This is a genomic window from Chryseobacterium sp. KCF3-3 (assembly GCF_045865955.1).
In the GTDB taxonomy this organism is placed as follows: domain Bacteria; phylum Bacteroidota; class Bacteroidia; order Flavobacteriales; family Weeksellaceae; genus Chryseobacterium.
The window spans coordinates 4,359,553-4,386,362 of sequence record NZ_AP035792.1 but is presented as its reverse complement, the minus strand read 5'-3'; the positions used below and the strand labels follow the sequence as shown (position 1 = coordinate 4,386,362).

The 26,810-nt window shown below is 37.1% G+C and carries 18 protein-coding genes, 1 tRNA gene and 1 pseudogene; 4 read left to right on the top strand and 16 right to left on the bottom strand.

Annotation, left to right across the window (positions count from 1 at the left end):
• Window positions 1–3: 3 nt before the first annotated feature.
• The 3 genes from ACKTTZ_RS19470 to ACKTTZ_RS19460 are packed head-to-tail and all read right to left on the bottom strand — an operon-like array spanning window position 4 to window position 5,093.
• Window positions 4–3,612, bottom strand: a complete 3,609-nt coding sequence (locus ACKTTZ_RS19470; RefSeq protein ID WP_034694274.1) for a response regulator — start codon at window positions 3,610–3,612, stop codon at window positions 4–6.
• Window positions 3,613–3,617: 5 nt separating this feature from the next.
• Window positions 3,618–4,715 carry an ATP-binding protein gene (locus ACKTTZ_RS19465; protein WP_407846399.1) on the bottom strand — a complete coding sequence of 366 codons (1,098 nt, stop codon included), beginning with the start codon at window positions 4,713–4,715 and terminating at the stop codon, window positions 3,618–3,620.
• Between the two features lie 12 nt (window positions 4,716–4,727).
• Window positions 4,728–5,093 (bottom strand): PleD family two-component system response regulator, encoded by a 366-nt coding sequence (locus ACKTTZ_RS19460; RefSeq protein ID WP_407846398.1) that lies wholly within the window; start codon window positions 5,091–5,093, stop codon window positions 4,728–4,730.
• Window positions 5,094–5,391: 298 nt separating this feature from the next.
• Here ACKTTZ_RS19460 and ACKTTZ_RS19455 point away from each other — a divergent pair.
• A tRNA-Arg gene (locus tag ACKTTZ_RS19455) sits at window positions 5,392–5,463 on the top strand.
• Window positions 5,464–5,695: 232 nt separating this feature from the next.
• On the opposite strand, the gene ACKTTZ_RS19450 is transcribed toward ACKTTZ_RS19455, so the two are convergent.
• Window positions 5,696–8,659, bottom strand: coding sequence for a response regulator (locus tag ACKTTZ_RS19450; protein WP_407846397.1), 2,964 nt, complete (start codon window positions 8,657–8,659; stop codon window positions 5,696–5,698).
• Window positions 8,660–9,190: 531 nt separating this feature from the next.
• Here ACKTTZ_RS19450 and ACKTTZ_RS19445 point away from each other — a divergent pair.
• Window positions 9,191–9,296, top strand: a pseudogene (locus tag ACKTTZ_RS19445) (transposase); the annotation flags it as partial.
• A gap of 419 nt (window positions 9,297–9,715) precedes the next feature.
• Here the strand turns inward: ACKTTZ_RS19445 and ACKTTZ_RS19440 are convergent.
• The 4 genes from ACKTTZ_RS19440 to ACKTTZ_RS19425 all read right to left on the bottom strand — a co-directional run bounded on the left by ACKTTZ_RS19440 (window position 9,716) and on the right by ACKTTZ_RS19425 (window position 12,832).
• A complete protein-coding gene (locus ACKTTZ_RS19440) occupies window positions 9,716–10,795 on the bottom strand; it encodes a hypothetical protein (protein WP_407846396.1) in 1,080 nt (359 codons plus the stop codon).
• Window positions 10,796–10,799: 4 nt separating this feature from the next.
• A complete protein-coding gene (locus ACKTTZ_RS19435; protein ID WP_407846395.1) occupies window positions 10,800–11,873 on the bottom strand; it encodes a hypothetical protein in 1,074 nt (357 codons plus the stop codon).
• Window positions 11,874–12,004: 131 nt separating this feature from the next.
• Window positions 12,005–12,268, bottom strand: a complete 264-nt coding sequence (locus ACKTTZ_RS19430) for a hypothetical protein (RefSeq protein WP_407846394.1) — start codon at window positions 12,266–12,268, stop codon at window positions 12,005–12,007.
• Window positions 12,269–12,301: 33 nt separating this feature from the next.
• Window positions 12,302–12,832: a hypothetical protein gene (locus ACKTTZ_RS19425; RefSeq protein ID WP_407846393.1), complete on the bottom strand. Its 531-nt coding sequence runs from the start codon at window positions 12,830–12,832 to the stop codon at window positions 12,302–12,304.
• Window positions 12,833–13,781: 949 nt separating this feature from the next.
• Between ACKTTZ_RS19425 and ACKTTZ_RS19420 the strand changes: the two genes are divergently transcribed.
• A complete protein-coding gene (locus ACKTTZ_RS19420) occupies window positions 13,782–14,807 on the top strand; it encodes an NAD(P)-dependent alcohol dehydrogenase (RefSeq protein WP_253317145.1) in 1,026 nt (341 codons plus the stop codon).
• Window positions 14,808–15,036: 229 nt separating this feature from the next.
• Complete coding sequence (locus tag ACKTTZ_RS19415; RefSeq protein WP_253317146.1) at window positions 15,037–16,065, top strand: LacI family DNA-binding transcriptional regulator; 1,029 nt, start codon at window positions 15,037–15,039, stop codon at window positions 16,063–16,065.
• 673 nt (window positions 16,066–16,738) lie between these two features.
• Here ACKTTZ_RS19415 and ACKTTZ_RS19410 read toward each other — a convergent pair.
• The 8 genes from ACKTTZ_RS19410 to kduI form a co-directional block, all read right to left on the bottom strand.
• Window positions 16,739–18,352, bottom strand: coding sequence for a UxaA family hydrolase (locus ACKTTZ_RS19410; RefSeq protein WP_407846392.1), 1,614 nt, complete (start codon window positions 18,350–18,352; stop codon window positions 16,739–16,741).
• A gap of 5 nt (window positions 18,353–18,357) precedes the next feature.
• Complete coding sequence (locus tag ACKTTZ_RS19405; RefSeq protein WP_407846391.1) at window positions 18,358–19,821, bottom strand: tagaturonate reductase; 1,464 nt, start codon at window positions 19,819–19,821, stop codon at window positions 18,358–18,360.
• 124 nt (window positions 19,822–19,945) lie between these two features.
• Complete coding sequence (locus ACKTTZ_RS19400; protein WP_407846390.1) at window positions 19,946–21,472, bottom strand: MFS transporter; 1,527 nt, start codon at window positions 21,470–21,472, stop codon at window positions 19,946–19,948.
• Between the two features lie 216 nt (window positions 21,473–21,688).
• Entirely contained in the window at window positions 21,689–22,357 is a 669-nt protein-coding gene (locus tag ACKTTZ_RS19395) for a bifunctional 4-hydroxy-2-oxoglutarate aldolase/2-dehydro-3-deoxy-phosphogluconate aldolase (RefSeq protein ID WP_407846389.1), read from the bottom strand.
• 2 nt (window positions 22,358–22,359) lie between these two features.
• The gene (locus tag ACKTTZ_RS19390; protein WP_034694256.1) at window positions 22,360–23,367 is read right to left on the bottom strand and encodes a sugar kinase; all 1,008 of its coding nucleotides are present in this window, start codon (window positions 23,365–23,367) and stop codon (window positions 22,360–22,362) included.
• A 256-nt stretch (window positions 23,368–23,623) separates the two neighbouring features.
• Window positions 23,624–25,021, bottom strand: a complete 1,398-nt coding sequence (uxaC, locus tag ACKTTZ_RS19385) for a glucuronate isomerase (RefSeq protein ID WP_407846388.1) — start codon at window positions 25,019–25,021, stop codon at window positions 23,624–23,626.
• Between the two features lie 18 nt (window positions 25,022–25,039).
• A complete protein-coding gene (locus tag ACKTTZ_RS19380) occupies window positions 25,040–25,822 on the bottom strand; it encodes a gluconate 5-dehydrogenase (RefSeq protein WP_034694252.1) in 783 nt (260 codons plus the stop codon).
• An 8-nt stretch (window positions 25,823–25,830) separates the two neighbouring features.
• Complete coding sequence (gene kduI / locus ACKTTZ_RS19375; protein WP_034694250.1) at window positions 25,831–26,667, bottom strand: 5-dehydro-4-deoxy-D-glucuronate isomerase; 837 nt, start codon at window positions 26,665–26,667, stop codon at window positions 25,831–25,833.
• Between the last annotated feature and the right edge of the window lie 143 nt (window positions 26,668–26,810).

The window sequence follows — 26,810 nt, the reverse complement described above, 5'->3', positions numbered from 1 at the left end:
TGTTTAACTTTCATATAACCAAACGCGAAGCAGCGACAACAGCTGATCAATATCTACAGGTTTTGAGATATAATCCGATGCTCCTGCCGTAATGCATTTCTCACGGTCTCCAATCATTGATTTTGCAGTTACCGCTATAATAGGCAGCCTTTTAAATGCCGGCATTTTTCTGATCTGCTTTATGGTTTCATAGCCATCCATTTCCGGCATCATCATATCCATTAAGATCACGTCTATATCAGGATTGTGTTGAATTTGTTCCAGGGCATGCTTTCCGTCCATGGCTACGATAACCTCCACTTTATATTTTTCCAGAGCTTTGGTTAAAGAAAAAATATTGCGTACATCATCATCGGTAATCAGGACTTTTTTGCCACTCAGAACCTCCGTTAGAGATCCCAGCATTCTGCCTGCAGTACTTTCTGCGGAATTGTTTTTTTCTTCCACCAGATGCAGGAACAATCCTACTTCATCCAAAATTCTTTGGTACGAATGTGCTGTTTTTACAACAATTGAATCTGCGTATTGCTTTATTTTAAGTTCTTCTTCTTTAGATAAATGGTGTTCTGTAAAGATGATGATAGGAAGGTTTTCCAGCCCTTCATGGCTTTTGATGGATTCTATTACGTGATAGTCATTTCCTTTTGCGCTTCCAATATCCAGAATAACGCAGTCTACAAGATCAGAAGTCAGGGCTTTTACGCTATCTTCCACGGTATGTTCTACAGATAAAGAAATATTAAAATTGCTCAGAAAATAGGATAATGCACTGGCATGTTTGGCATTTTCTTCTACAATCAGCACTTTTTGAGATCCTTTTTCTAAAGCTTCTTCAATCTTTCTGAAAACATCAGTCATTTTATCCAGTGCTACCGGCTTGTTAATAAAGTCTACAGCACCTTTCATCAGACTTTCTTTTTTAAGATGAAGAACAGACATCATATGAACCGGAATCTGTTTGATATAAGGATCAGATTTCAGTTCATCCATAACCTCCCAGCCATCTTTTACAGGAAGCTGAACGTCCAGTAAAATGGCATGCGGATGGTACTTCTGAGCCGCTGAAAGAGCATAATCTCCTCTTACCACAACCACACCTTTATAGCTCTGCATGTGGGCATATTTCAATAAAGCTTTTGCAAAATTGATATCATCTTCAATGATCAGAATTACTTTATCTCCTTCCTGAATATTTTCCCGGTCGTCTGTTACATCTTCAGGAATTTCAAGGGTATTTACGGGAATTACTTTAGTTTCTCCTTCGTCAAGAATATTCTGAATTTCTTCCACATCTTCACGAATCACCTCTACAAGATCCTGATCTGTCTCAGAATGGATAATCTCTGTCGCCGCATGTACAGGAATGATAAAACTGAATTCACTTCCTTTGTCTATCTCACTTTTCAGAACCAGTTCACCTCCAAGAAGCCTTGCAATTTCACGGCTTATGGACAGACCTAAACCTGTTCCTCCGAACTTTCTTTTGGTAGATCCGTCAGCCTGCTGGAATGCTTCAAAGATAATTTTCTGCTTATCCTCGGCTATTCCAACGCCTGTATCTTTCACTGAAAATATGATAAAATCAGGTTTTTCAGAATGTTTTTTGATGTGTAAACCGATGCTTCCTTTTGTGGTAAATTTTAGCGCATTTGATAATAAATTTCTCAATACCTGATCAATTCTTAGGCGGTCACTTTCGATTACTTTCTGCACATTTGCATCAATTTCGATATTAAACGGAAGCGCCTTCTCCTGAAATACCGGATTGAAAAGACTCTTCAGGTCTTTTACCACTTCTTCAAGGTTTACATCCTGATATTCAAGAGTCATTTTACCAGATTCTATTTTGGCAAGATCCAGAATTTCATCAATAAGGGTTAATAAGCTTGTGCCCGAACTATGAATTACTTTGGCAGATTCCATCTGATCTTCGTTAAGATTTTCATCAGGATTTTCCGTCATTAATCGGGATAAAAGAAGAATTGAATTCAGCGGAGTACGCAATTCATGAGACATATTGGCTAAAAACTCAGATTTGTATTTGGTGCTTAATGCCAGCTCTTCTACTTTTTTCTGAATTTCATTATTACGTTCAGCAATCAAATGATTTTTTTCTTCCAGCAATCGGGAACGCTCTTCCAGTTCTGCATTAGCCTGCATAAGCTCTTCCTGCTGCACTTTAAGCTCTTCTTCAGATGCCTGAAGCTTCTGGGTTTGTGCTTCCAGTTCAGTATTCAGATTTTCAAGCTCAGAGTGCTGAACCTGCAGTTCTTCAGACTGTGCCTGAGTTTCTTCCAATAATTGCTGCTCTTTTTCTCTGCTTTTTGCAGCACTCAGGGCGATTCCTATATTGGTACAGCATTCTTCAAAATAGTGTATTCTGTCTTCCTCAAAATTAGACGTGGAACCAAGCTCCAACACTCCTATTATATGGCCGTCTGCAAAAAGCGGAAGCAATATAATTCCGTAAATTTTAATCGTACTGCTGGCAAAAGTGACTACAAAGTCTTCTTCATGAAGGTTATTATAAACCTGTGTCTTAGCATTAACAAAAGCCTGTCCCACCATTCCTTCTCCGGGTTCAAAAGCTTTTTTCATATTGGATTCCAGCCCGAATGCTTTATTAAGTTTTAAAATGCCTTCATCATATAAATACAGGGAACCATTAATACATTTTCCGTATTCAATCAACTGCATTAAAGATTTATTGGAAACTTCCTGTACAGTCTTATTCCCTACCAGGGATTCATTCAGTAGCGCAAGCCCTTTCTGACGCCAGTCGCTCTTATTAATGGTATCAAAAGAGATTTTGAGAGATTCCGTCATATGATTAAGAGACTCTACCAAATCTCCAAGATCATCCTGAGCATTATCCACTGCTTTTTCACTGTAATCCCCGTTCGCTACTCTGTTGGCAATCTTTTGAATAGCACTTACACGGCGTGTCATTTCTTCATCTTTTGTCTTAAGCATTTTCTCAAGCTTATCTCTTCGGATAAGATCTGCACGCATTTTTATATAGAAAAACACCGTGACAACCACTGCGGCAATAGCGGAAAAAAGGATAAAAAGAACAGTTGTACCGGACGAACGGTTGAGATCATTATTTTTAATTTCAACCTGGCTTTCTTCATATTGTACAAAATCATTGACAATTTTCCGGCACTGATCCATATAGGTTTTACCCTCAGTAATCTCCTGTTGTGTCATGATAATGCCTCTTCGTCTGTTCTCAACCAAATGTTTCAGGTTCTGCATTACCTGATCAACTGCTGTTTTTAAACCTGCAAGTCTTTGGATTTGATTCTGATCATTGATATCCAAAGATTCAGCGCGTACCAAAGCTTTAGGGTATTCTCTTAATCCCCGTTTATAAGGTTCTAGAAAATCTTCCCTTCCGGTAAGCTGATACCCTCTGTTTCCTGTTTCTGCATCCAGTAAAGCAACCAGCACGTCTTTCACCGCTGTTACAGATCGTCTGCTTTTGGAAAGACTTTCACGGTGGTTCATTTGATTTTGGATACTCCAATAAGAGGCCAGAGAGCTGGTAATTAAAATCAAAAGTGAAAGACCTACTCCAAACTGAAGATTTCTTATTATTTTTTTAGGCATTAAAATTAGTTTAGTGGTAATGTGAAATAAAAAGTAGAGCCTTCATCTACTATACTGGAAACCCCAACGTGTCCATGGTGCTGTTTGATGATCTCGGAGCAGATAAACAATCCGATTCCCATTCCCTGGAACTGCAGTGAAGATTCTTCTACACGGTAGAATTTTTTGAATACAGCATCCTGTTTAAAATCCGGGATACCAATTCCAAAGTCGGTTACGTTCACTCTTACTTCTTCAGCTTCTTCATCTACAAAAGTGGTAACAATAACCTGATTATTATCTGGTGAATATTTTATGGCATTGGTCAGAAAGTTGATGAGAACCTGCTCTATACGGATTTCGTCTAAAGGAATTAAAATATCCGGTTTTGTTCCGTGACGCTCAATTTTCACTTCACGCTGATCATGAGTTTGTATGATTGTTTCAATCGCATTACTGATCAAATTTTCCAGATTCACCGGCTTTTTATTAATTTTTAGCTTGCCATTTTCTATTTTAGAAACATCCAGCAGATCAGTGATCAATGTATTCAGTTTTTCAATCTGTCCCTGAACTTTCGTTACAAATCCTGCTTCAGAGCTTTCTTTGTCGAGTTTCAATTTTCTTTCTAATAGCTGAACATAGGCTTTAATACTCGTTAAAGGAGTCTTCAGCTCATGGCTTGCAATGCTTAAAAATTCATCTTTTTCTTTTTCAACTTTCTTCTGATCATCAATATCGGTAAAAGTTCCCACCCAGTTTTTAATACGACCTTCATCATATACCGGCGTTACTCTAAGCAAATGATAACGGTAATTACCTGAAACCACATTTTTAATTCTAACTTCCAGTTCAAGAGCTTTTCCTTTTTTTCTGCATCTCTCAAACTCCTCTGTGATATCAGGGTCGTCGGGATATATTTCAGGAAAATTCTGCTCTGAAGTTGAATATTCATACCATTTACCATTCACGAAATCCACCGTTCCTGATTCATTCAGGGTAAATGCAATTTGTGGAAGTGACTCCAGCATTAAGTGAAAATGGTCAATCTGAGACTTCATTGTCACTTGTGATTCACGTCTTCCTTTAACTTCCAGCTCAAGATTCTGCTGGGTCTTCTTCATCGCTATATTCTGCTACTGAAGATTATAGAATGTTTTTACTTTCAGTAAAAGAATTTCAGGATCTACAGGTTTGGTGACATAGTCTTTAGCACCAGAAGCATAGCCTTTCGTTATAAATTTCTTGTCTGTATTAACAGCAGATAAAAATATAATGGGAACTTCTTTTGTTTTACTGTAATCTGCCAGTGTTTCTGCTACTTCAAAGCCATCCATATCAGGCATCTGAACATCCAGAATAATGAGGGCATAGTCATTCTTAAGGGCTTTACCCAGTGCCTCTTCACCGGAATTGGCTGTTTCCACCTGAAAATCCTTGGACTCTAGTAATTTTTGCAGTGAATAAAGATTACTTTGATTGTCATCAACAATTAAAATCATAGAAGTTAAAATCAATAATTAGTTACAGATATTTAAACCTCAAAAATACTTACAATATTTCAAAACATAGCAATTTTTAAAGTATTATGAATAACTAATTCATACCACATTTTATGCTTTAAATAGGAATAAAATGAGGATTAAGGAAGCTCATCCCTTTCTATCATTTCAGAGAAAGCCGGATTATAAAAGTCCTAAAACCTACTTGATCATTTGTTGCTAAAGTTTCCCTCATGAATCAACATCCTGATCATTACGCTACTCCGGCGAATAATTTGTAATTTTATGATCTTAGCAAGGCCTCATAGTTCAATGGATAGAATAGAAGTTTCCTAAACTTTAGATCCAGGTTCGATTCCTGGTGAGGCCACAAAACCTGAACTCTTTACTTAAGAATTTAAGAAAACTAAATACTCTTGATGATAAATTATCTAATTTGACAATTAAGTTTTGAACCATTACAAGAAAATAATAATATTAAAATAGGCTATCTTAAAAAGGTAGCCTATTTTTTATAGATTGTGTAAAATCTTTTTTGTAAAAGTAATTCCAAGTAAAAAGTAACTTAGTAGAAGAAGTCGAGCACCATTTTTTCATAAATTCTAAACACTAATATATTTTTTGAGCACTTCCAGAAGATCTGCTTTTCTTACAGGTTTGGGAAGGAAATCATTCATTCCGGCTTCAAGGCATTTTTCTTTTTCACCCAGCACATTTCCGGCTGTAACGCCTATGATAGGTACATGTTCATACCCCGGCAGCATTCTAATATTTTGTGTTGCCTCAATACCACTCATTATCGGCATCTGTACATCCATCAGGATAATGGAAAACTGCTTTTTCTTGCATTCCTCCACAGCCTGCAGCCCATTGACCGCTTCCGTTAGATGTATACCGGGAGCAAGAGACTTCATCATTCTATTATTCAGGACCATATTCACAACGTTATCATCCACCAAAAGCACTTCTAATTCCGGGGCAATTAAATGCGAGACTTTTTCAGACTGATCCTTATTAATTTCTACGGTATAACTTCGATCTACTTTTTTTAAGGTTTTGTATAGTTCATGTGATTTGATAGGCTTCAACAGTAAATGTGCATTTTGTATTTTCCTAACCGAAGCAAATATGCCCAGTTCTTCAGAAGAAGAAGAAAGTATTATAAATGGAGAAGTCTCATTTCGCTGATTGAACAATCCTGTCATTTTATCTATCGTTTCCAATCCGGACATAAGAGGCATATGATAATCCATCAGGATCACATCGAACCGTTCACCTTTCAACAAGATATCTAATGCTTCCATCCCATTAGAAGCCAGGGTGGATTTGATATTCTTATAGCTAAGCATGTGTTCAAGAATGATCCTGTTGGTTTCATTATCATCAACCACCAGGGCTGTTTTAATAGTTATTTCCTCCTCTTCTCTCAATTGAGAGATCTCGTAAGGAATCTCAATGTCGAAGAAAAATACAGAACCTCTTTCCTTTGCACTGCTCAGCGACAAATGGCTTCCCATATATCCCAGGATATTGTTCGAAATAGTAAGCCCTAGACCTGTACCACCATATTGTTTACTGATGGAACTGTTTTCCTGAGTAAAGGCATCAAAAATGTATTTCTGTTTTTCAACAGGGATACCGATCCCAGTATCTCTAACCGAGAAACGCAAAGCAATAGTACTATCATCCATGCGTAATTTCTCTACTTTTAGCTCGATCTCTCCCTTTTCTGTAAATTTCACAGCATTCCCAAGAAGATTGATCAAGATCTGTTTTAACCTTGCTTCATCCATAAAAAGTATTTTTGGAAGACCCGGTTCAATATTGAGAAGAAGTTCGATGTTTTTTTTCTGGGATTGATAAATAATAACATTGATAACCTGGCTCAACATATCATAAACATCACATTTTTCAATCAAAAGCTCCATTTTTCCGGATTCTATTTTAGAAAAATCCAATATATCATTGATAATGCTAAGCAGGTTTTCCCCTGACTCATTGATATAATTCAGATATTGCATCTGTGTTTCATTCAGTGGTGTCGTGAGGAGAAGGTCTGAAAAACCAATAACTCCGTTTAAAGGAGTCCTGATCTCATGACTCATATTGGCAAGAAATTCGGATTTTGCTTTGCTGGCTATATCTGCTGTTTCCTTGGCATTTTTCAGTTCTTCATTTATCTTTGCAGCATTTGTAATATTCTGTATGGAAATAATTACCCCTCCTACTTCATCTTTTGTAAGATACCAAGGTCCGACTTTAAGGTCGTAATGCTGAATTTCTTCTTTTCCTTCTACCTTTAGCGTATAATCACTGTTAATATAGGTTTTTCCCAACAGCGCATTGTCATAAATCTCTTTTCTTTCTTTGGGAATATCAGGTGATATCGTGAAAAGATTATTACCGATAAGATCTACATTATTCATACTAAATTCCTCTTTCCATCTGTTGCTTACAGCAACATAGTTAAGGTCTTTATCAAACATAGCCAAAGGAACAGGAACATCAGTGGCAAAAGACTGCATTATAGCTTCTTTCCGGGTAACCTCCAGAAACATCTTTTTGAAGGCATCAATGTCCTGGATGATTCCGAAAACCCTTTTGCAGCTATCACCTTCAAATTCGGGAATCCCTTTTACTCTTACCCAGATCGTAACTCCATCATTACGCAAAAGCTGAAGCTCCTCATCAAAAGTAATTCCTTGTTGTATTGCCCTGTTAAAAAGGTATTTTATTCTCTCCTTGCTTTTTCCTTTGTAAAATTCAAAGGCAGTTTCAAAAGTAGGCTGGAGACCATCTTGCAGTTTGTGAATTTCTCTTGTACTTTGAGACCAGAAGAGCTTTCCGGTCTTCATATTGGCTTCCCAACCTCCCACTTGGGCTACTAAGCTTGTTTCCTCAAGCATTTCCTTAGTGTTAAACAGATCTTTTTCTAACTTCCCGCGTCGGATAAGGTCAGATTTTAGTTGTATATAAACAAAAATAGTTACCCCAATGGCTGCCATGGCAGAAAAGACGATGAACAAAACAGTCAACTCGGAAGACTTGTTCAGTTCTTCATTTTTTATGGCAAGTTGAACTTCCTCCTTTTTTACAAATTTCTGAGCGAGCATGCGGCATCTGTCCATAGCTTCCTTGTTTTGTACAAGTTCTTCAGGGCTCATTAATATCCCTTTTTTACGATTCTCAATAAGCAACACATATTCTTTCATCATTATTTCTGAAGTATGCAGCAATTCATTTAGGATATTAATCTGATCTTTATCTCTAAGATGAAGTCTACCTTTGTTAGAAACAAGCAACGGATATTCACTCCTGCTTTTATTGAAAGGTTCAAGAAAATCTTCTCTTCCGGTAAGCTGATATCCCCGATTTCCTGTTTCAGCATTTAAAAGAGTATTTAAGATATCTTTTGCTAAGCTTATAGATTCCTTATTTTTTAATAATTCTTTCCTATTCTCCATCTGCTTATGGATGCTTATATAAGATGCTACAGAACTAGTAATCAGAAGTATCAAAGAAATCACTACTCCAATTTGAAGATTTCTTATAATTTTTTTTGGCATTAAATAGTATTTTTGTAATAAAATACTAAAATTAGATCATTTTATAATATTAACAAATTAATTTAGAAATTTGTCAGCAGATATGGGAATATGAGTACAATCTAGGTCGTTTAAATATAGAGTTGCTCAATTTTAAAGTTTATTTTGAATGTTTTCCTGATGGTTGATTATTATCTCATCTGACTTGAACGAATTAAATATAGATGACAATATACTTAAATGTACCTGATCATATTTTTATAAATTTTGGAATCAAAAAAGGCTTATCTATCGAATCAAAATATTCATATATCCTTTCTATCTGAAATAAATCTTCTTTAAAAAATTTCGAAAAATTATCCGTTGAGGCTACAAGTTGCGCTTTCTACGATTTTAAACTCAACGATCTATACCTGATAATAAATGATAAGGTAACTTTCCGGATAAGTCCCGCTCTGAATGATTATCCATACATTCTGAAGTTAAGTCTACAGAGGAGGGATGATCCTTCCTCATATAAACAAATGATAAGCATTAAAGTAAAAAAATATGTTGAAAGTTTGTAGAAACCGGAGAATTCACAACCATAAAGTTTTCAAAGGCTTGGCTGAACGTGGAAAATCTTCAATGGGGTTGGTTTTATGGGTTTAAGCCACACGAAAGGGTAGCAATGAGCAATTTTATAATTAACATTTTGGGAAGTCTTACTGCATATTGCTTCTTTCCAAAAAAACCGTCATTAAACTTAAAAAAAGTAAATGACGGTCAACTATTTTTAAACTTCGCTTAACCCGAATTCAGGTTATTTAAGTTTTAAAGCTTACCTGCGAGTCTAAAGAAGAAGAACTATTAAAGGACATTGAAATCTGCTAATAAGCGGACTATTATTTACAATTTAAAAATAAAATATGATGAGTTTTTTTACAAGAAGCTCAACTGATTTTCTATTTTATTGATTCTACTGAACCTACCATTTCCGGGCAGATATGGTAGGTTTGATTAGCAATATTGCCTCCCACAAATCATCTTTAGTTCTTAAATGAAGTCACAATTTGTGTTTAAAAGAATTCCTGTGATTTACTTTATGAATTCTACAGAAATTACTGCTTCCTGCACTTTATTTACACTTCTCACTTCTATATAAGAATCAGGAGTAGCATTAAAAACAGCTTGCATGTATCCATTCTTCCTTGTAGCATCTTTAGGGCCAATAACATCACAGTTATAATAAATGAAAGAACTGCCTGCATCAAATACAGCTAATTGGATATCATTGCAATCAATGCTGTTTCCAATTGTTCCATCAATAAAATCCATATAAACAATAACACGGTAGATACCAGTATAAGGTAAGTATATTTTATTACTGGTTAAGTCAATATTGCCCCCCGTACCATTAATAATAGTTCCGGATACTGTAGAAATATTTGAATTTCCCAGATCAAGATCTAATAAACTGGGAGCAGTTGAATCTGGGTCTGCATTTTTTCCCCCTCCATATGTATACGCAGACCAAGATCCAGCTAGTTCCTGCCAACGTCCAACTCCATTAGCATCACTCAGCAATACTTTTCCTGTTCCCTCTGTTCCATCCGTAATCTGGACCGCTCCATTGGTTGTACCATTGTCTATGATAACCTTTGCACTTGTTCCTCCTGTTGGTACTGTAGCAGTTCCCACCAAAACTTTCTGACTATTTGTAACCCTCATCGCCTCAGTATTATTGGTTTTAGTCACAAAATCCTGATTGTCTGTGGTCCCAATAAAATTCGTCCCGGCCGTTGTCCCGGCATTTCCCAAACGCTTCCAGTCATCGGTATCGCTTCCTCCGCCTCCGGCTCCTACTTTCTGCCATACATTGCCATCAAAATAATAATACCCTTCAGCGGTAATATTTGCTGTTTTAACACTGGCTACCGTTACTGCAGAAGTAGCATAAAGTAAGGTTCCTCGCTGGGCAGTAGTATACTGAGCATCCCCAGATTTGATCTGGTCTCCACTAAGTCTTGGCGCAATCATCCCTTCCGGCTTGCTTCCATCCGTCGTTTTCGCAGTTATATCCATTGTAGCCTGTGGAGTTTGATTGTTTACACCCATCTGCCCAAAAGCTGTTGAACAAAGAGAGAACAATCCTGCTATTGTAGCTATTTTTTTCATCTTTTTATTGTTTTATTAATTCAACAGCAACTACGCCCTCACTTACGGCATTTGCACTTCTCACCTCTACATAAGAATCAGGAGTAGCACTAAAAACAGCTTGCATGTATCCATTCTTCCTTGTAGCATCTTTAGCACCTACAATATCACAGTTATAATAAATAGAAGAACTACCCGAATTAAAAACAGATAATCGGATATCATTACAATCAGAATTAGTTCCAACTGTTCCTTCATAAAAATCTAAATAAACAATAACACGATAAATTCCTGTATAGGGTAAGTATATTCTATTATTGGCTAAGTCAATATTCCCCCCTGTACCATTAATAGTTGCAATCGTTGCTCCAAATCCACCCAGATCAAGATCTAACAAACTAGGATCAGTTGGATCTGAGTCTGCACCTTTTCCTCCTCCATATATATACGCAGACCAAGATCCAGCTAATGCCTGCCAATTCGCAACTCCATTGATATCACTCACCAATACTTTCCCAGTTCCTTCTGTTCCATCTTTGATCTGGATAGCTCCATTGGTTGTCCCGTTATCTATAATAACCTTTGCACTTGTTCCTCCTGTTGGTACTGTAGCAGTCCCCACCAAAATTTGCTGACTATTTGTAACCCTCATCGCCTCAGCATTATTGGTTTTAGTCACAAAATCCTGATTGTCTGTGGTCCCAATAAAATTCGTCCCGGCCGTTGTCCCGGCATTTCCCAAACGCTTCCAGTCATCGGTATCACTTCCACCACCTCCGGCTCCTACTTTCTGCCACACATTGCCATCAAAATAATAATAGCCTTCTGCGGTAATATTTGCTGTTTTAACACTGGCTACCGTTACTGCAGAAGTGGCATAGATTAAGGCTCCTTGCTGTGCAGTAGTATACTGAGCATCCCCAGATTTGATCTGGTCTCCACTAAGTCTTGGCGCAATCATACCCTCCGGCTTGCTTCCATCCGTCGTTTTCGCAGTTACATCCATTGTAGCCTGGGGACTCGTATTGTTGACCCCTACTTGTCCAAAAGCTGTTGAATAAAAGAATAATCCTAAAATTGGTAAAAATTGTTTTTTCATTGTATTTGTTTTTATTGTTATTGTATACTTTTACTATAATTAAAGTAATAAATACCCCTTTTTTATTTAAGTTTTAAAGCGTACCTGCGAGTCTAAACAAGAAGAACTATTAAAGGACATTGAAATCACTTTCACAAATCATCTTTGTACCAGCCATCTACTGAAAGATCTTTCCATCCAGCAGTGTACTTCACCTTTACCTTATGGTTGGATAAATCATATGCAAACGTCCCATTCACCGCTCCGGATACACCGGAGATATTATTTACCCATGGTAAAATTAATCCACGATTACCCGCACCAAATTCCAGTGATACAGAATTATTTGTAATAGACATCTGCCCAAAAACAGAAGAAAAAACTATGGTTGCTAATAGCGAAAAAAAAACTTTCATATTTTTTCTGTTTTATTGTTAATCTGATATTCTTTATAGATGTGTCTGAGTATTAAAACACTTTTTAAATCCATCAAAACTCTTTGCATAATCAACTCTGATCATAATCTGATCACCTAATTGCAAAAACAGTCTCTTCATCCTCTTTTTCTGTTTTTTGAACAAATAAAACTGAGATCTGTAATCTTTCTGATGCAGCTTTCTGGGCGTTTCTAATTCTATATTTACATAATTGAACACATCAATTTGAATTTCAGATGACCAATATTCTTTGTCTCCAGGAAATGTACAATCCGATAATTGTTCTTTAATATCTCTGAAATAGTGAATGTTGTAAATAGAGGCTGAACTTAAATCTGTATTTTGAAAAAGATTACTGATGAAACAAACCGCATGAAGTCTGCCACTATAAAAATGCATTTGCTGAAAGGAATAAAAACCTCTGTCTGGATAACAATATTCAGCGGTTAAGACAAGACTGATTAATTCCAAATCCTTTAGCTTTGGAAGCCGTCTTTGATAAGGCAGTAGATTTTCATTTAATATTTTTAGTGAAACTTCCAAAATTCTTTCGTAATTTACATTTATGCTGTTCGTTATAAATGTTTTTACAGCCAATACATTTACAATGAACAACGGGCTAATCAATTATTACTTAATCATTTCTGAATTACAAAAATAGAATAGTGATCACACATATCCAATGCTGATTTCACATAACGGAAAATAATTCAAAAACACTTAAACGCATACAACATATTGCAAATCAATCACTTGCAAAGACTGCCTTACAGAACTATCTTTTTGTTTCTATATTAGCATCCAACAAATTAACACCTATACAGGGTGATATTTGCATACGCATTATCTTTTTAAAAAAAATAAATAATATTCATTAAGAATAATTTTTGAAAAACTCTTTATCAGCCTTAACAAGTTGAAGCCTTTGATATTATTAACATCAGTAATATTATCGGAAAACACATTCGGAGGAGGTATCGGATCAAAACTATATGGTTGATCGTATTGTCATAATTTACGTTGAGTAGTTTAAAATTATCAAACTGGAATATTTATATCAGTTTTGGAATCAAAATATATATATACTTTCTATTTTCAATAATCTTCATTAAAAAGATTCGGGAATTATCCGGCGGGACTACTATTAATAATATAAGAACAGATTTTCAGGAAAAGAGAAAAACCTGAAGCCCCAAAATCGCCTCCCACAAAAAAACCTCCCGAATTGCCGGAAGGTTATACTGTAATTTGTCAGAAATATGAAATTTTCAATGCTCAAATATAATTAACTGCCTACTCCCTCGAATATGATCTGAATCATACTGTCCCCAAAACCGTTTCACATATAATTTAATATAATGATTTACAGCCAGACCACCAGGGAATTTCCCCTCTGATTTACTGACATATATTAGTTTAATATCAATTAAATCACTCGTTATTCAAGATCAATTTTCGTACATTTAAAGTATAAGTTTAAAAATATTAATTTATGAAAGCAGTACGTTTTTTCGGGCACAAAGATGTCCGTATTGTAAATGATATGGAAAAACCAACTCCCAAAGGAGATGAAGTTCTATTGAAAATTGGAGGTGCTGGTGTATGCCACTCTGATCTTCATATTATTGACGAGGGAACTGTAGGAGGTTCAGTATTCACATTAGGCCATGAAAATGCAGGTTGGATCGAAGAAATAGGACCTGATGTGAAAGGCTATAAAAAAGGAGATGCCGTTCTGGTGTATGGCCCCTGGGGATGCGGACATTGTAAACCCTGTCAGCAATCCAAAGAAAATTATTGTGACCATCAGTCAGAAATGGCTTATGGAGGTGGTTTGGGACTGGACGGCGGGATGGCAGATTACATGCTTGTGCCTTCTTCAAGATTATTAGTTCCTATTTATGATCTGGATCCTGTGATTGCCGCTCCGCTTACTGATGCAGCTTTGACTCCTTATTCCGCAATTAAAAGATCATTGTCTAAACTAACACCCGATGAATATGTTGTAGTGATTGGCGTGGGAGGCCTTGGACACGTTGCTCTGCAGATCCTTAGAGAAGTGAGCGGCAGTACGATTATTGCGTGTGATGTAACGGACGAAAAACTGGCCTTCGCTAAAGAACTGGGCGCAACATTCACTGTGAATTCCAAAGATGCAGATGCAGCGGAACAGATTCAGAAAATTACAGGGATCAAAAAAGCAAAAGTGGTTATTGATTTTGTAGGGGCTACATCAACCATTGAACTTGGAACTAAAATTGTGAGTCTGGATGGTGATCTTACCATTGTCGGATTGGGAGGCGGTCATTATCAATACAGCATGTCTGGACTTCCATTTGGGGTAAGTATGACAAATCCTTACTGGGGATCAAGAGTTGAACTTATGGAAGTGGTAGGATTGGCAAGACAGAAAAAAATTCATATTGAAATTGAAAAATATAATCTGGATGAGGCCAATGAAGTTTATGATCGAATGAGAAACGGAAAGATCAAAGGCAGAGCTGTTTTGATCCCATAATAAAATGAAAATAGAATATACAGCCGGAAGTAGTTTTGCTTTCGGTTTTTTATTATCTATCCACCATAAAATCAACTGTTTAAACTTGATAAAAATATAATATTCCCGAAATCTGCAGGAAACCCACTTAAAATGTATCTTTTTCCTTTCAAATAGCCATAATTTGATTAAATTTACGTCAATAACGTCTGCTGTTCAGACCTCATAAAAACGCTCAGAAAAAATCAGTATGAATAAGAAAAGTGCCACGATCTATGATATTTCCAATAAGCTCAACGTAAGTGTGGCAACTGTTTCAAGAGCATTGAATGACCACCCGCGAATAAGCGAGGCTACCAAAGAGCTGGTTCGTAAAACGGCCAAGGAAATGAACTACAAGCAAAATAACCTTGCCAAAGCTTTAAAAAGCGGTGAAACTAAAAATGTAGGAATCATTGTTCCGTATATCAATACCAATTTCTTTTCATCGGTAATCAGAGGAATTGAGGAAGAACTTTCTCCTCTAGGCTATCATGTCATTATCTGCCAGAGCCACGAAGATGTCAATATTGAAAAAAGACAGCTGAACACGTTGCTGAATGCACAGGTAGATGGTATTTTTATGTCTGTTTCCAAAACAACAACAGACATCAGTCACATCCAAAGCATTATAGATACGTCCAATACTCCGGTTATCTTTTTTGACCGTAAAAAAGATATTGCAGGGATCAGCACAGTGACTATTGATGATTATCGTGGCGGTTACATGGCTACAGAACATCTTATTAAAGAAGGTTATAAGAATATCTGCCATTTTGCAGGAGATCTTAACCTTGAAATTTATCAAAACCGTCTTAACGGATATAAACAGGCTTTAGCAGATCATCACCTTCCTGTAAAAGAGGATAATATTATTTTTACAGGCAGTTCTATTGAAGAAGGTACAGAAGCCATCAAAAAACTTTGGAGCAAAAAATCTGTTCCCGATGCTATATTTTCGTCCAGCGATTTTGCCGCATTAGGTGCCTGCCAGGAGTTGAAGAAACGAAACATCAAAATTCCTCAGGAAGTTGCTATCATCGGATTTTCCAATGAGCCTTTTACCCAATTTATGGAACTTCCGATCAGTTCTGTTGACCAGACGCCTGTATTGATGGGAAAAATGGCGGGACAGGTATTTTTAGAAAGCGTCAAAGAAAATGGTTCCGGGGTTTCTATTGAGAAAAAGGTAGTGCTTACACCACAGCTTTATATCAGGAAGTCGTCTAAGAGAAAATAGTTTTTCCCTTGAGATTAATACATTACGCAAATCATCAACAGCCTGTTTGTCATTCTGACGAAGGAAGAATCTAAATTACATTCTATTTATAAGTTTTGGCTAAAGCCAATGATCGTATCTCTTTTCATTAAACGGGCTTCCTTCGACTACGCTCAGGATAGTAACCCATTTCTATTGATGTAAAATTACTGTGTCAACTATTGTACTCCGTTAAGATATGCCACACAAGCCATCAACAGCCTGTTTGTCATTCTGACGAAGGAAGAATCTAAATTACATTCTATTTATAAGTTTTGGCTAAAGCCAATGATCGTATCTCTTTTCATTAAACGGGCTTCCTTCGACTACGCTCAGGATAGTAACCCATTTCTATTGATTTAAAGTTACTGTGTCAACTATTGTACTCCGTTAAGATATGCCACACCAGCCATCAACAGCCTGTTTGTCATTCTGACGAAGGAAGAATCTAAATTACATTCTATTTGTAGGTTTTGGCTAAAGCCAATAATGATGTTTTTTTTAATGGGCTTCCTTTGGCTACGCTCAGGATAACAGCCCATTCCTATTGATGTAAATGTTTGTAATTCTAATATTATTATCTAAAAGAAAATGCCTCCTACCATGTAGAAAGCATTTTCAATCCTAATTAATATTTATAATTAAAAAAACATATTTACAAACTAACTCCTCTTCTCCAGGGAATAAAGTCGTTTTGATTTAAAATGGCAGCCTTTGTTTTTACTTCTCCGCTGGCTACTTTAATGATGTATTCCAGCAACTCTTCTGCTTTTTCATCAATTGTTTTTTCACCTGTAATCACATCACCTGTGTTGAAATCGATAATATCAGGCATTCTCTCAGAAAGTGAAGTATTGGAAGATATTTTCACTACGGGAACAACAGGATTTCCGGTGGGAGTTCCAAGACCTGTTGTAAATAATACAATATTGGAGCCTGAGCCTACCAGAGCTGTTGTACATTCTACGTCGTTTCCGGGTGTACACAATAAATTCAATCCCGGTTTCTTAATATATTCCGTAAAATCAAGAACATCATTGATAGGTGATGAACCTCCTTTTTTAGCCGCTCCTGCAGATTTCATGGCATCAGTGATCAATCCGTCTTTAATATTCCCCGGTGACGGATTCATATCAAAACCAGATCCTGCAGCAACGACTGATTCTTCAAAGTCTTTCATCAACTGTAAAAATCTTTCTGCATCTTTTTCATTCACACAACGGTTCACCAGCTCCTGCTCTACTCCGCACAATTCCGGAAATTCTGAAAGAATAGTTGCACCGCCAATTCCGGCCATTAAATCTGACAGCTGCCCTAAAACCGGATTGGCAGAAATTCCTGAAAAACCGTCTGAACCACCACATTCCAAGCCTAATACCAGTTTGGAAATAGATGCTGGTTTTCTTTGAATCTCATTAGCTTTCTTAATAGCTTCGTAAGAATCTTTGATAATTCCGCTCAGCATTTCATCTACTGTTCCGGATTTTTGCTGTTCGTAAACAATAATTGGTTTTTTATTCCCAGGACTGATCTTTTCCAAAGCATCTTTGAAAATCTGTACCTGAAGATTCTGACATCCCAGACTCAAAACAGTGGCTCCGGCTACATTCGGGTTATTGACATATCCCGCCAATAAACGTCCCAAAGCTTCTGCATCCTGACGAATTCCGCCACAGCCGCCCTGATGGGTAATGAATTTAACTTCAATATTTTTAAAAATACGTTCATTCTGATCTTCCTCAGCAATGGTTTCCGTATCTGAATTATTAACCAGAGATCTCAGCAAAAGCTGGTGTTTTGATACTTTTTCGAATAAGAGTTCTTTTTCAAAAACATCTTTTAAAATCTCCACATTTCTGTTTTCACAAAAAACCAAAGGAAAAAACAGCCATACATTTTCTGTTCCTACCTGTCCGTCTTCTCTGTGATATCCCATGAATGTTCTGTCTTTCCACTCTTCTACATTAGGAGCTGTCCAGGCAGTTGTTTCTGTTTTACCTTCTACTTTTGCGCTCTGATGTTTTACGTTTTCAGTGGTGATAACTTCACCTTTCTGAATCGTTTGGCTGGCTTTTCCCACCAAAACACCGTACATGATAATGGCATCACCTTCCGAAAGATCTTCCGTGACAAACTTATGCTTGGCCTTCGTATCTTTTATAATTTCATAGATAAGATCATCCAAAGTAACCGTTTCGCCCTGATGAAGATCAATCAGAGCTACAGCAACATTATCTTTGGGATTTACCTTCAATACTTTCTTCTGCATGATTTCTAAGAATAGAATTGAACAAAATGGTGATACGCTGCTTCTACATTGTGATGATCAATTTCCCACAAAGCTTTTGCTACAGCGTCTTTCAAGCCTTCAATTTCTGTGAGATCTGTATCCCAGAAAGAAATTTCACTTAATACAAGTTCTGCTACTTTTTCATACTCATTGTTTAACCAGATTTCTTTGAATCGGTCAACAATCGTCTGCTCATCATTTAACGGAAGGGTTTTATCCTGAAAATTCCCATGATAGAATCTGATAAGAGCTGCTAAAGAGAAAGTTAAATTAAGCGGTAATTTTTGGTTAGTTTCCACATATTTCAATAAACTCGGCAGTACTCTTACTTTAAATTTAGACACAAAATATAAAGCGATACTTGCCAGATGATGTTTAATAAAAGGATTTCTAAATCTGTCGAAAACTTCTTCTGCAAAATCTCTCAACTCATTTTCATCCAATCCTAAAGTTGGGTTGACTTCATTGAAAATGGTGTCTTTTAAAAACTTCCCGATGAACGGATTATCAATGGATTCTTTTACCGTTTCTTTTCCTGATAAAATGGCTGGAGCCAGCATCAAAGTATGTCCACCATTCAGAATTCTTACTTTTCTGAGACGGTACGGCTGAATATCATCTACCACCAGAATCTGCTCATTAATCTGGTCAAAAGGAATTCTTTCTTTTAAATTCTTAACATCCTGAATGACAAAGAGTAAAAACACTTCAGAAACAACCATCATCTGGTCTTCATAATCCAACTGCTCTTCATAGGTTTCTGCATCGTCTTTTGGATAACCGGGAACAATCCTGTCTACCAATGTATTATGAAAACAGTTAAATTGTTCAATCCATCGCACAAAACCTTCTTCTAAATTCCAGAGTTCAGCATATTGAAGGATGATATTTTTTAAAGCCAAAGCATTATCTTCAATCAGTTCACAGGGAATGATTCTCACTCCTTTTTCCGGTGAACCATTGAAATATTTAAATCTTTCATACATTAAAACCGTCAGTTTTGCAGGAAAGTTTTTGTGTGGTCCTGCCTGATAGTCTTCGGTTTCATCATATGCAATCCCGGTTTCTGTGGTATTTGAAAAGATAAATTCAAGCTCTTCTTCCTTTGCTAAAGCGAGAAATTCGCCATATTGTGTATAAGGATTGATGGACTTCTGAATGGAAGAAATCACTTGTTTTTCATCAATAATTTCACCTTTTTTTATTCCTCTCGTAAAAAGGGTGTACAGATTATCCTGCTCTTCAAGCTTGTGAACAGAACCTCCCGGTGTAGGCTGAACATTTACAATTCCTGCGTTGAAATCTGTCTTTTTATTTAACTGATCTATAATATAATCTGTAAATCCTCTCATGAAATTCCCACCTCCAAACTGTATTATTTTAATAGGAAGCTTTTCCTGAGAACCATAGAATTCACGATTGAGTTTTTGTTTTATCTGATTTTCCATTTTTTCTAATCTTACTATATTTTTGAGTTGTAACGCAATGTCTGCAAAGACCTGTAAAATTGCGCTTACTTTCGTTCGCAAAGACGTTTACTCAGCAAAGAAGCTTTTTGCCTTTTGTTCATCTTTATTTTATCACTTTATATTTCGGAACCAGTGTTTTCATCACACTCCATGCAATAAGGTAAGCGACTGCACACACTGAGAAAATGATCATATATCCTTTATCAATTCCATCAGAAATAATAGCGCCCGATTTTTCCAGATCGTGAAGAAAATTCTCCGGTAAACGTTCATTGATGTATTGTGGATATTTCTCAAGCAAAGGCATTCCGTCAATAGTAGTCCATGCTTTATGAGCATGATCGAATAACACTCCTGATGATTTATTGATTAAAAAAGAACCGATTCCGCCTGCCATTCCGCCAATTCCTGTAATAGTCGCAATCGCTTTTTTGGGAAACATATCGCCTACTGTGGAGAATATATTCGCTGACCAAGCCTGATGAGCTGCTCCCGCTACTCCAATGATTAATACCGGAATCCAATATGAAACAGAGCCTAAAGGTTGTGCTAAAAGAGCCAACAAAGGGAAAAAAGCAAAGATCAACATCGCTTTCATCCTTCCGGAATATGCATCCATTCCTTTCTTCTCCACGAAATACTTCGGAAGCCATCCTCCAATAATGGAAAATAATGTAATCATATAGAGAACAAATAACGGTAAGGCACTTTGTGTAGAATCCATTTTATAAACAGAACTCAGATAAGCGGGTGTCCAGAACAGGAAAAACCACCAGATTCCGTCTGTCATAAACTTTCCGAAAGCAAAAGCCCAGGTCTGTCTGTAACTGAAACATTCTTTGAAGGAAAATTTCTTTTCTGTTGCTGTCGAACCTTCTCCAACCCAATCATCCTGATCCTGCTGAATATAAGTAAGCTCATGTTCATTGACTTTATGATGTTCGTGAGGTTTTTTGTAATAGAATACCCAAAGCCCCATCCACACAAAACCTAAAGCACCAATAATGATAAATGCCCACTCCCAGCCCATCGATTTTGCAATAAAAGGAATGGTAACCGGTGCAGCCAAAGCTCCAACCGTTGCTCCGGCATTAAAAATACTTGTAGCCAGTGCTCTGTCTTTTTTAGGGAAATATTCTGCAGTAGTCTTTATCGCTGCTGGAAAATTTCCTGCTTCCCCGACCGCCAAAACAAAACGGGCGAAAATAAACAAGGTAACACTTGTACTGATAATAGCGCCCACATTATCTACTCTTCCAATAATCTCTTTAGATTCCTGAAAACCTACCAGCCAGTTTCCCGTAAGAACTCCTGAAGTGGCAATTCCACAAAAAGCATGAATAACAGCTCCTATAGACCAGATTCCTATAGCCCAGAGAAAACCTTTTTTGGTATCCATCCAGTCTACAAACTTTCCGGCAAAAAGCATACTTACAGCATAGAAAATAGAAAATAATGCCGTGATATTTCCATAGTCATTATTATTCCAGTGAAACTCCGGAGCGATGAAATCTTTCCAGGTAAGTGACAGCACCTGCCGATCCATATAATTGATGGTCGTTGCAATAAAAAGAAGCACGCAGATCGTCCATCTGAACTGAGTCGGTTTCGGGGATATTTCTTTCTTCATATCAATCGTTAATAGTATTGATTTTTATTGATTTTAACAACAAAATGGGACAAAAAACTCCTTATCCATACTAATTTAGCACGGAAATAATTGATTTTTTAAACCATTTGAATTTAATTAGGGATTGATATTAATTAGATTGAATGTTTTATCTTATTTGACCTCTAATTAACCTGTCTGATTTCCCTTTATGGTTTTATTAAAGTGATAAAAAAATTATCTTAGTTCTTTAATGATCTGTATAGAATGAGCTACAGCTTCTGTGATTTTTACATAGTCATATTCCCCGGTTTCATTTTTCACAAACAGCTGCGAACCCAGTCCTACACAATAAGCACCTGCAGAAATCCATTCACTGATGTTTTCTTTTGTGGGAATCACTCCGCCTGTGGGCATTATATTTGACCACGGCATTGGGCCTTTCACCGCTTTGATGAATTCCGGACCGCCTACTTGTGTTGCCGGGAAGATCTTTACAATCTCTGCTCCTAATTCTTCCGCATAAGAAATTTCTGAAACAGAGCCACAGCCGGGCATCCACGCAACTTTTCTTCGGTTGCAGACCTTGGCCACTTCAGGATTTAAAACAGGAGCTACAATAAAGTTCGCCCCATTCTGAATATATAAAGAAGCAGTTGCCGGATCAAGGATGGATCCAATTCCCAGGATCATTTCAGGGATTTCATTGGCAACGTATTTTACCAGTTCAGCAAAAACCTCGTGAGCAAAATCACCTCTGTTGGTAAATTCAAAAACACGGGCACCACCATCGAAACAAGCTTTTACAATTTTCTTGCAAACGTCAATATCTGCATGATAAAATACAGGCACAATCCCTGTTTGCTTTGCCATTAAGGCTACTTCTATCCTATTAAATCTTGCCATAATTATCTTTTTATTCTTCCTCCTGAATTTCCTTTCATTACTTCCAGAATATCCTCTACACTTGCATAGTTGATATCTCCGGGAATGGTATGTTTGATTGCACAGGCTGCATTGGCAAAACTCAGCGCTTTTTTAGGATCAAAATGCTTTAAACCATAGATCAACCCTGCAGCAAAAGCATCTCCCGTTCCTATTCTGTCAACAACAGGATTAATTTCCAGAAGTTCCGTTTCAAAATAGGCTTCATCTACCCAAGCTCTTCCCTGTGTTTGCTGCGTACTTGCTGTAACCCCAATTCTTATTTTATCAAAAATCCTTTGAACAGAAGGAATTTGTTGTTTTAATTCTTTACAGGCTTCAATGAAACCTTCTTTATCGGAAGAAAACTGAGTTCCGAGAATTTCATTGATTTCGTTTACTCCTCCGATAAAAATGGTGGAATAAGAAACCAGTTCTTTCAGTACTTCATGCCCTTTTTTTCCATATTTCCAGAGATTGGAACGGTAAGCAGGATCTGTGGAAATCTCAATTCCTTTATTCTGTGCAGTTTTCAGACCTTCTTTCAATGCTTCATAAGCAGATTCTGAAATACCAGGACTGATGCCTGTCCAGTGAAAATATTCACAATCTTCAAGCGCCTTTTCCCAGTTGATATGTTCAGGGTTGATATTGGCAAAAGAACCGTTCAGTCTGTTGTAAGCAATTCTGCTGGCACGGACAGATGAACCAACTTCAAGAAAATACAGTCCTAAAGGATGCTCATTTTTATGAATGAAATTGGTATCAATTCCAAAACTTTGGATGAAAGAAACAGCAGATTCTCCTACAAAATCATCTGAAACACAGCTGATGTGTTTTACTTCACAACCCATTGTTGCCAATGAAGAAGCAACGTTTAGTTCTGTTCCTCCAAAAAAGAATTCCATTTCGTGGCTTTGCTTCATCATTCTGTTTCCGGGTGGGGAAAGTCTCATGATCACTTCACCGAATGTGACTATTTTGTTACTCATAATTTTAATTAGCTTTTTTTAACCACAAAAGACACAAGCGTTTTATTCACACTTTATTAATTTTGAAGTTGAATACATTGAAAATAAAAGATCATATCATTTAAAAATCTTTGATTTTCTTCTTAACAATTCTTCACCTTTTAAATTCTCTTAATGGTTAAAAATATTTTTTCACGCAGATTTAGCGGATTAAGCAGATCATTTTAAATCAACAAAATTTGCTCAATCTGCGAAAGGATATTATTTCTTCTGAAAACTAAAAATCAAAATAATTTTTTGCGTTATGGTAGCAGATATCTGAAATGGTTTTCCCGATCAGTTCTATATCATCCGGCAGTTCGCCGTTTTTCATTTCTTCCCCGAAAAGATTACACAATACCCTTCTGAAGTACTCGTGTCTCGGGTAAGAAAGGAAACTTCTGGAGTCTGTGAGCATTCCTACAAAACAGCTTATTAATCCCATATTGGAAAGGGCGTTCATCTGTTTGATCATCCCGTCTTTCTGATCAAGGAACCACCATCCGGATCCAAACTGTACTTTCCCTTTGATGCTTCCATCATTGAAATTCCCGATCATTGTTGCGAAAATTTCGTTATCCGCAGGATTTAAATTGTAAAGAATGGTTTTTGTAAGTTTATCTTTTCCGTCTAAAGTGTTCAAAAATCTGGAAAGCGTTTCTGCCTGTACAAAGTCTCCAATGGAATCCCAGCCGGTATCCGGTCCTAAAATTCTGTGCATTCTTTCATTATTATTTCTCAAAGCTCCTAAATGGAACTGCTGAACCCATCCGTATTGATGATAAGCTTCCCCTAAGAATAATAAAATGGCTGTTTTGAATTGATTCACCTGCTTTTCAGCAATCACTTTTCCGGCTAATTTATCATTGAAAATAGCATTCACTTCCGCTTCTGTAGCTTCTTCAAAAGAAATATTATTTAAGCCGTGATCACACAGTCTGCATCCATTTTCGTGGAAATATTCGATCCTTTTAAGCAAAGCATCACATAAAGTCTGGTAAGAATTAATTTCAATCCCTGCTGATGTTCCCAGTTTTGCAATGTAATCTGCGAAGTTGTGGTTTTCAATCAGAATCGCCTTATCCGGACGGAATGCAGTGCTTACTTTGATACTGAAATCACTTTTCGCCAGATCCTGATGGTAATTCAAGGTGTCTGTAGGGTCTTCTGTAGTACATAGAGATTCCACATTCATCATTTTCAAAAGACCTCTGGTAGATTTTTCAGGGGTTTGAAGCTGAGTGGTGATGTTTTCATAGATTTCCGATGCATTGTCTCCATTCAACAGTTCATCAATTCCGAAATATCTTTTCAATTCCAGATGAGTCCAGTGATACAAAGGGTTTCTCAAAGTATACGGAACCGTTTTTGCCCATGCTTCGAATTTTTCTTTGTCTGAAGCATCTCCCGTGATGAATTTTTCATTGACTCCCATCGTTCTCATAGCTCTCCATTTGTAGTGGTCGCCAGCAATCCAGACTTTGGAAATATTGTCAAAAACAGTGTCTTCTGCAATATCTTTAGGAATCAAATGATTATGATAATCGATGATCGGCTGTTTTTCTGCGAATCTGAAGTAAAGTTCTTCAGCGTATTTATTTTGTAATAAGAATTGGTCTGTTATAAAAGGTTTCATTTTTTGTCTAATCTGTTGTTATTCATTAGCAGGTTTTCCAATAGTCGCCAGGATTCCTCCATCTACGTAAATAATCTGTCCGTTGATGAATCTGCTTGCATCAGAAGCAAGGAAAATAGCGGTTCCCGCAAGGTCTTCCGGGTTTCCCCATCTTCCTTCCGGCGTTCTGCTTATGATAAAATCATTGAAAGGATTTCCATCCACACGGATGGGTTCTGTCTGGGAGGTTGCAAAATATCCGGGACCGATTCCGTTCACCTGAATATTGTGTTTTGCCCATTCTGTTGCCAGATTTTTGGTAAGCATTTTAAGGCCGCCTTTTGCTGAAGCATAGGCTACTACATTGTCACGTCCCAGCTCACTCATCATCGAGCAGATGTTGATAATTTTCCCCGATTTCCTTTTAATCATATATTTCCCGATTAATTTCGACATGATAAAAGGTCCGGTAAGATCTACATCAATTACTTTTCTAAAGTCATCCACTTCCATATCAATAGCCGGAATACGTTTGATGATTCCCGCATTATTGACAAGGATGTCTATTTTTCCATGAGTGGCTTCCATTAAAGCTACTTTTTGGGCAGCTTCCAGCTCATCCGTCACATCAAAAATATAGCCTGTTGCTTTATACCCTTTTTCATGGTAATAATTCAACGCTTCTTCCAGCTTTGATGGCGTTGTACTGGTAATGGCCAGCTCAGCACCAGCTGCAGCAAGTCCTTCTGCCATTGCCATTCCTAATCCGTGAGTACCTCCGGTAACCACAGCTACCTTACCGGATAAATCAAATAAATTCATTGGAAAAATTACTTTAGTTCGTTTGTTTTAATACCGTCCATATCACCATAGTCCATATTTTCTCCGGCCATACCCCAGATAAAAGTATAATTGGCAGTTCCTACGCCAGAGTGGATGGACCATTCCGGAGACAACACTGCCTGCCTGTTCTTCATAAACAGGTGACGGGTTTCGTGAGGCTGTCCCATAAAATGACTTACCGTCTGCCCTTCTTCCAGGTCAAAATAGAAATACGCTTCCATTCTTCTGGTGTGAGTGTGCGCAGGCATGGTGTTCCATACACTTCCGGGATGCAGTTCAGTCATTCCCATTTGGAGCTGGCAGGTTTCTACCACAGAATTAACAATCAGTTTGTTGATAGTACGTTTATTCGCATATTTCTCGTCGCCCAGTTCCACAATTTCAGCTTCGTTTTTGGTGATTTTCTTTGTGGGACATGCATGATGCGCCGGAGCTGAATTGATGTAGAAATAAGGCTGTTCTTTACCTGTCTTTTCAAAGATCACTTCCTGAGATCCTTTTCCGATGTATAAAGCTTCTTTATTTCCAAGCTCATATACATTTCCGTCAACAGTTACTTTTCCTGCTCCTCCTACATTGATGATTCCCAGCTCTCTTCTGTCAAGAAAATTTTCAGCTTTCAGATCATCAGTGGGCTCCAGTTTCAACGCTTTGGAGGAAGGCATTACTCCTCCTACAATAAGCCTGTCATACATAGAATACACCAGTTTTATCTTATCCTCATTGAATAAATCATCGATTAGAAACTCCCTCCTGAGATCTTCTGTGGTATATTTTTTCACATCTTCAGGATGATGGGCGTAACGAAATTCTGATTGTGCCATACTACTATTTTTACTTTTTCTTTTTTACGGTTTTCGCAAACCTGTTAAACTCAATGTAATCGATTGCATAAAATTACACTAAAATTGCAGAAATACTTGTGGGGTTAAATATATAATTATTCTTTAAGTAGTTAACAAAAAAT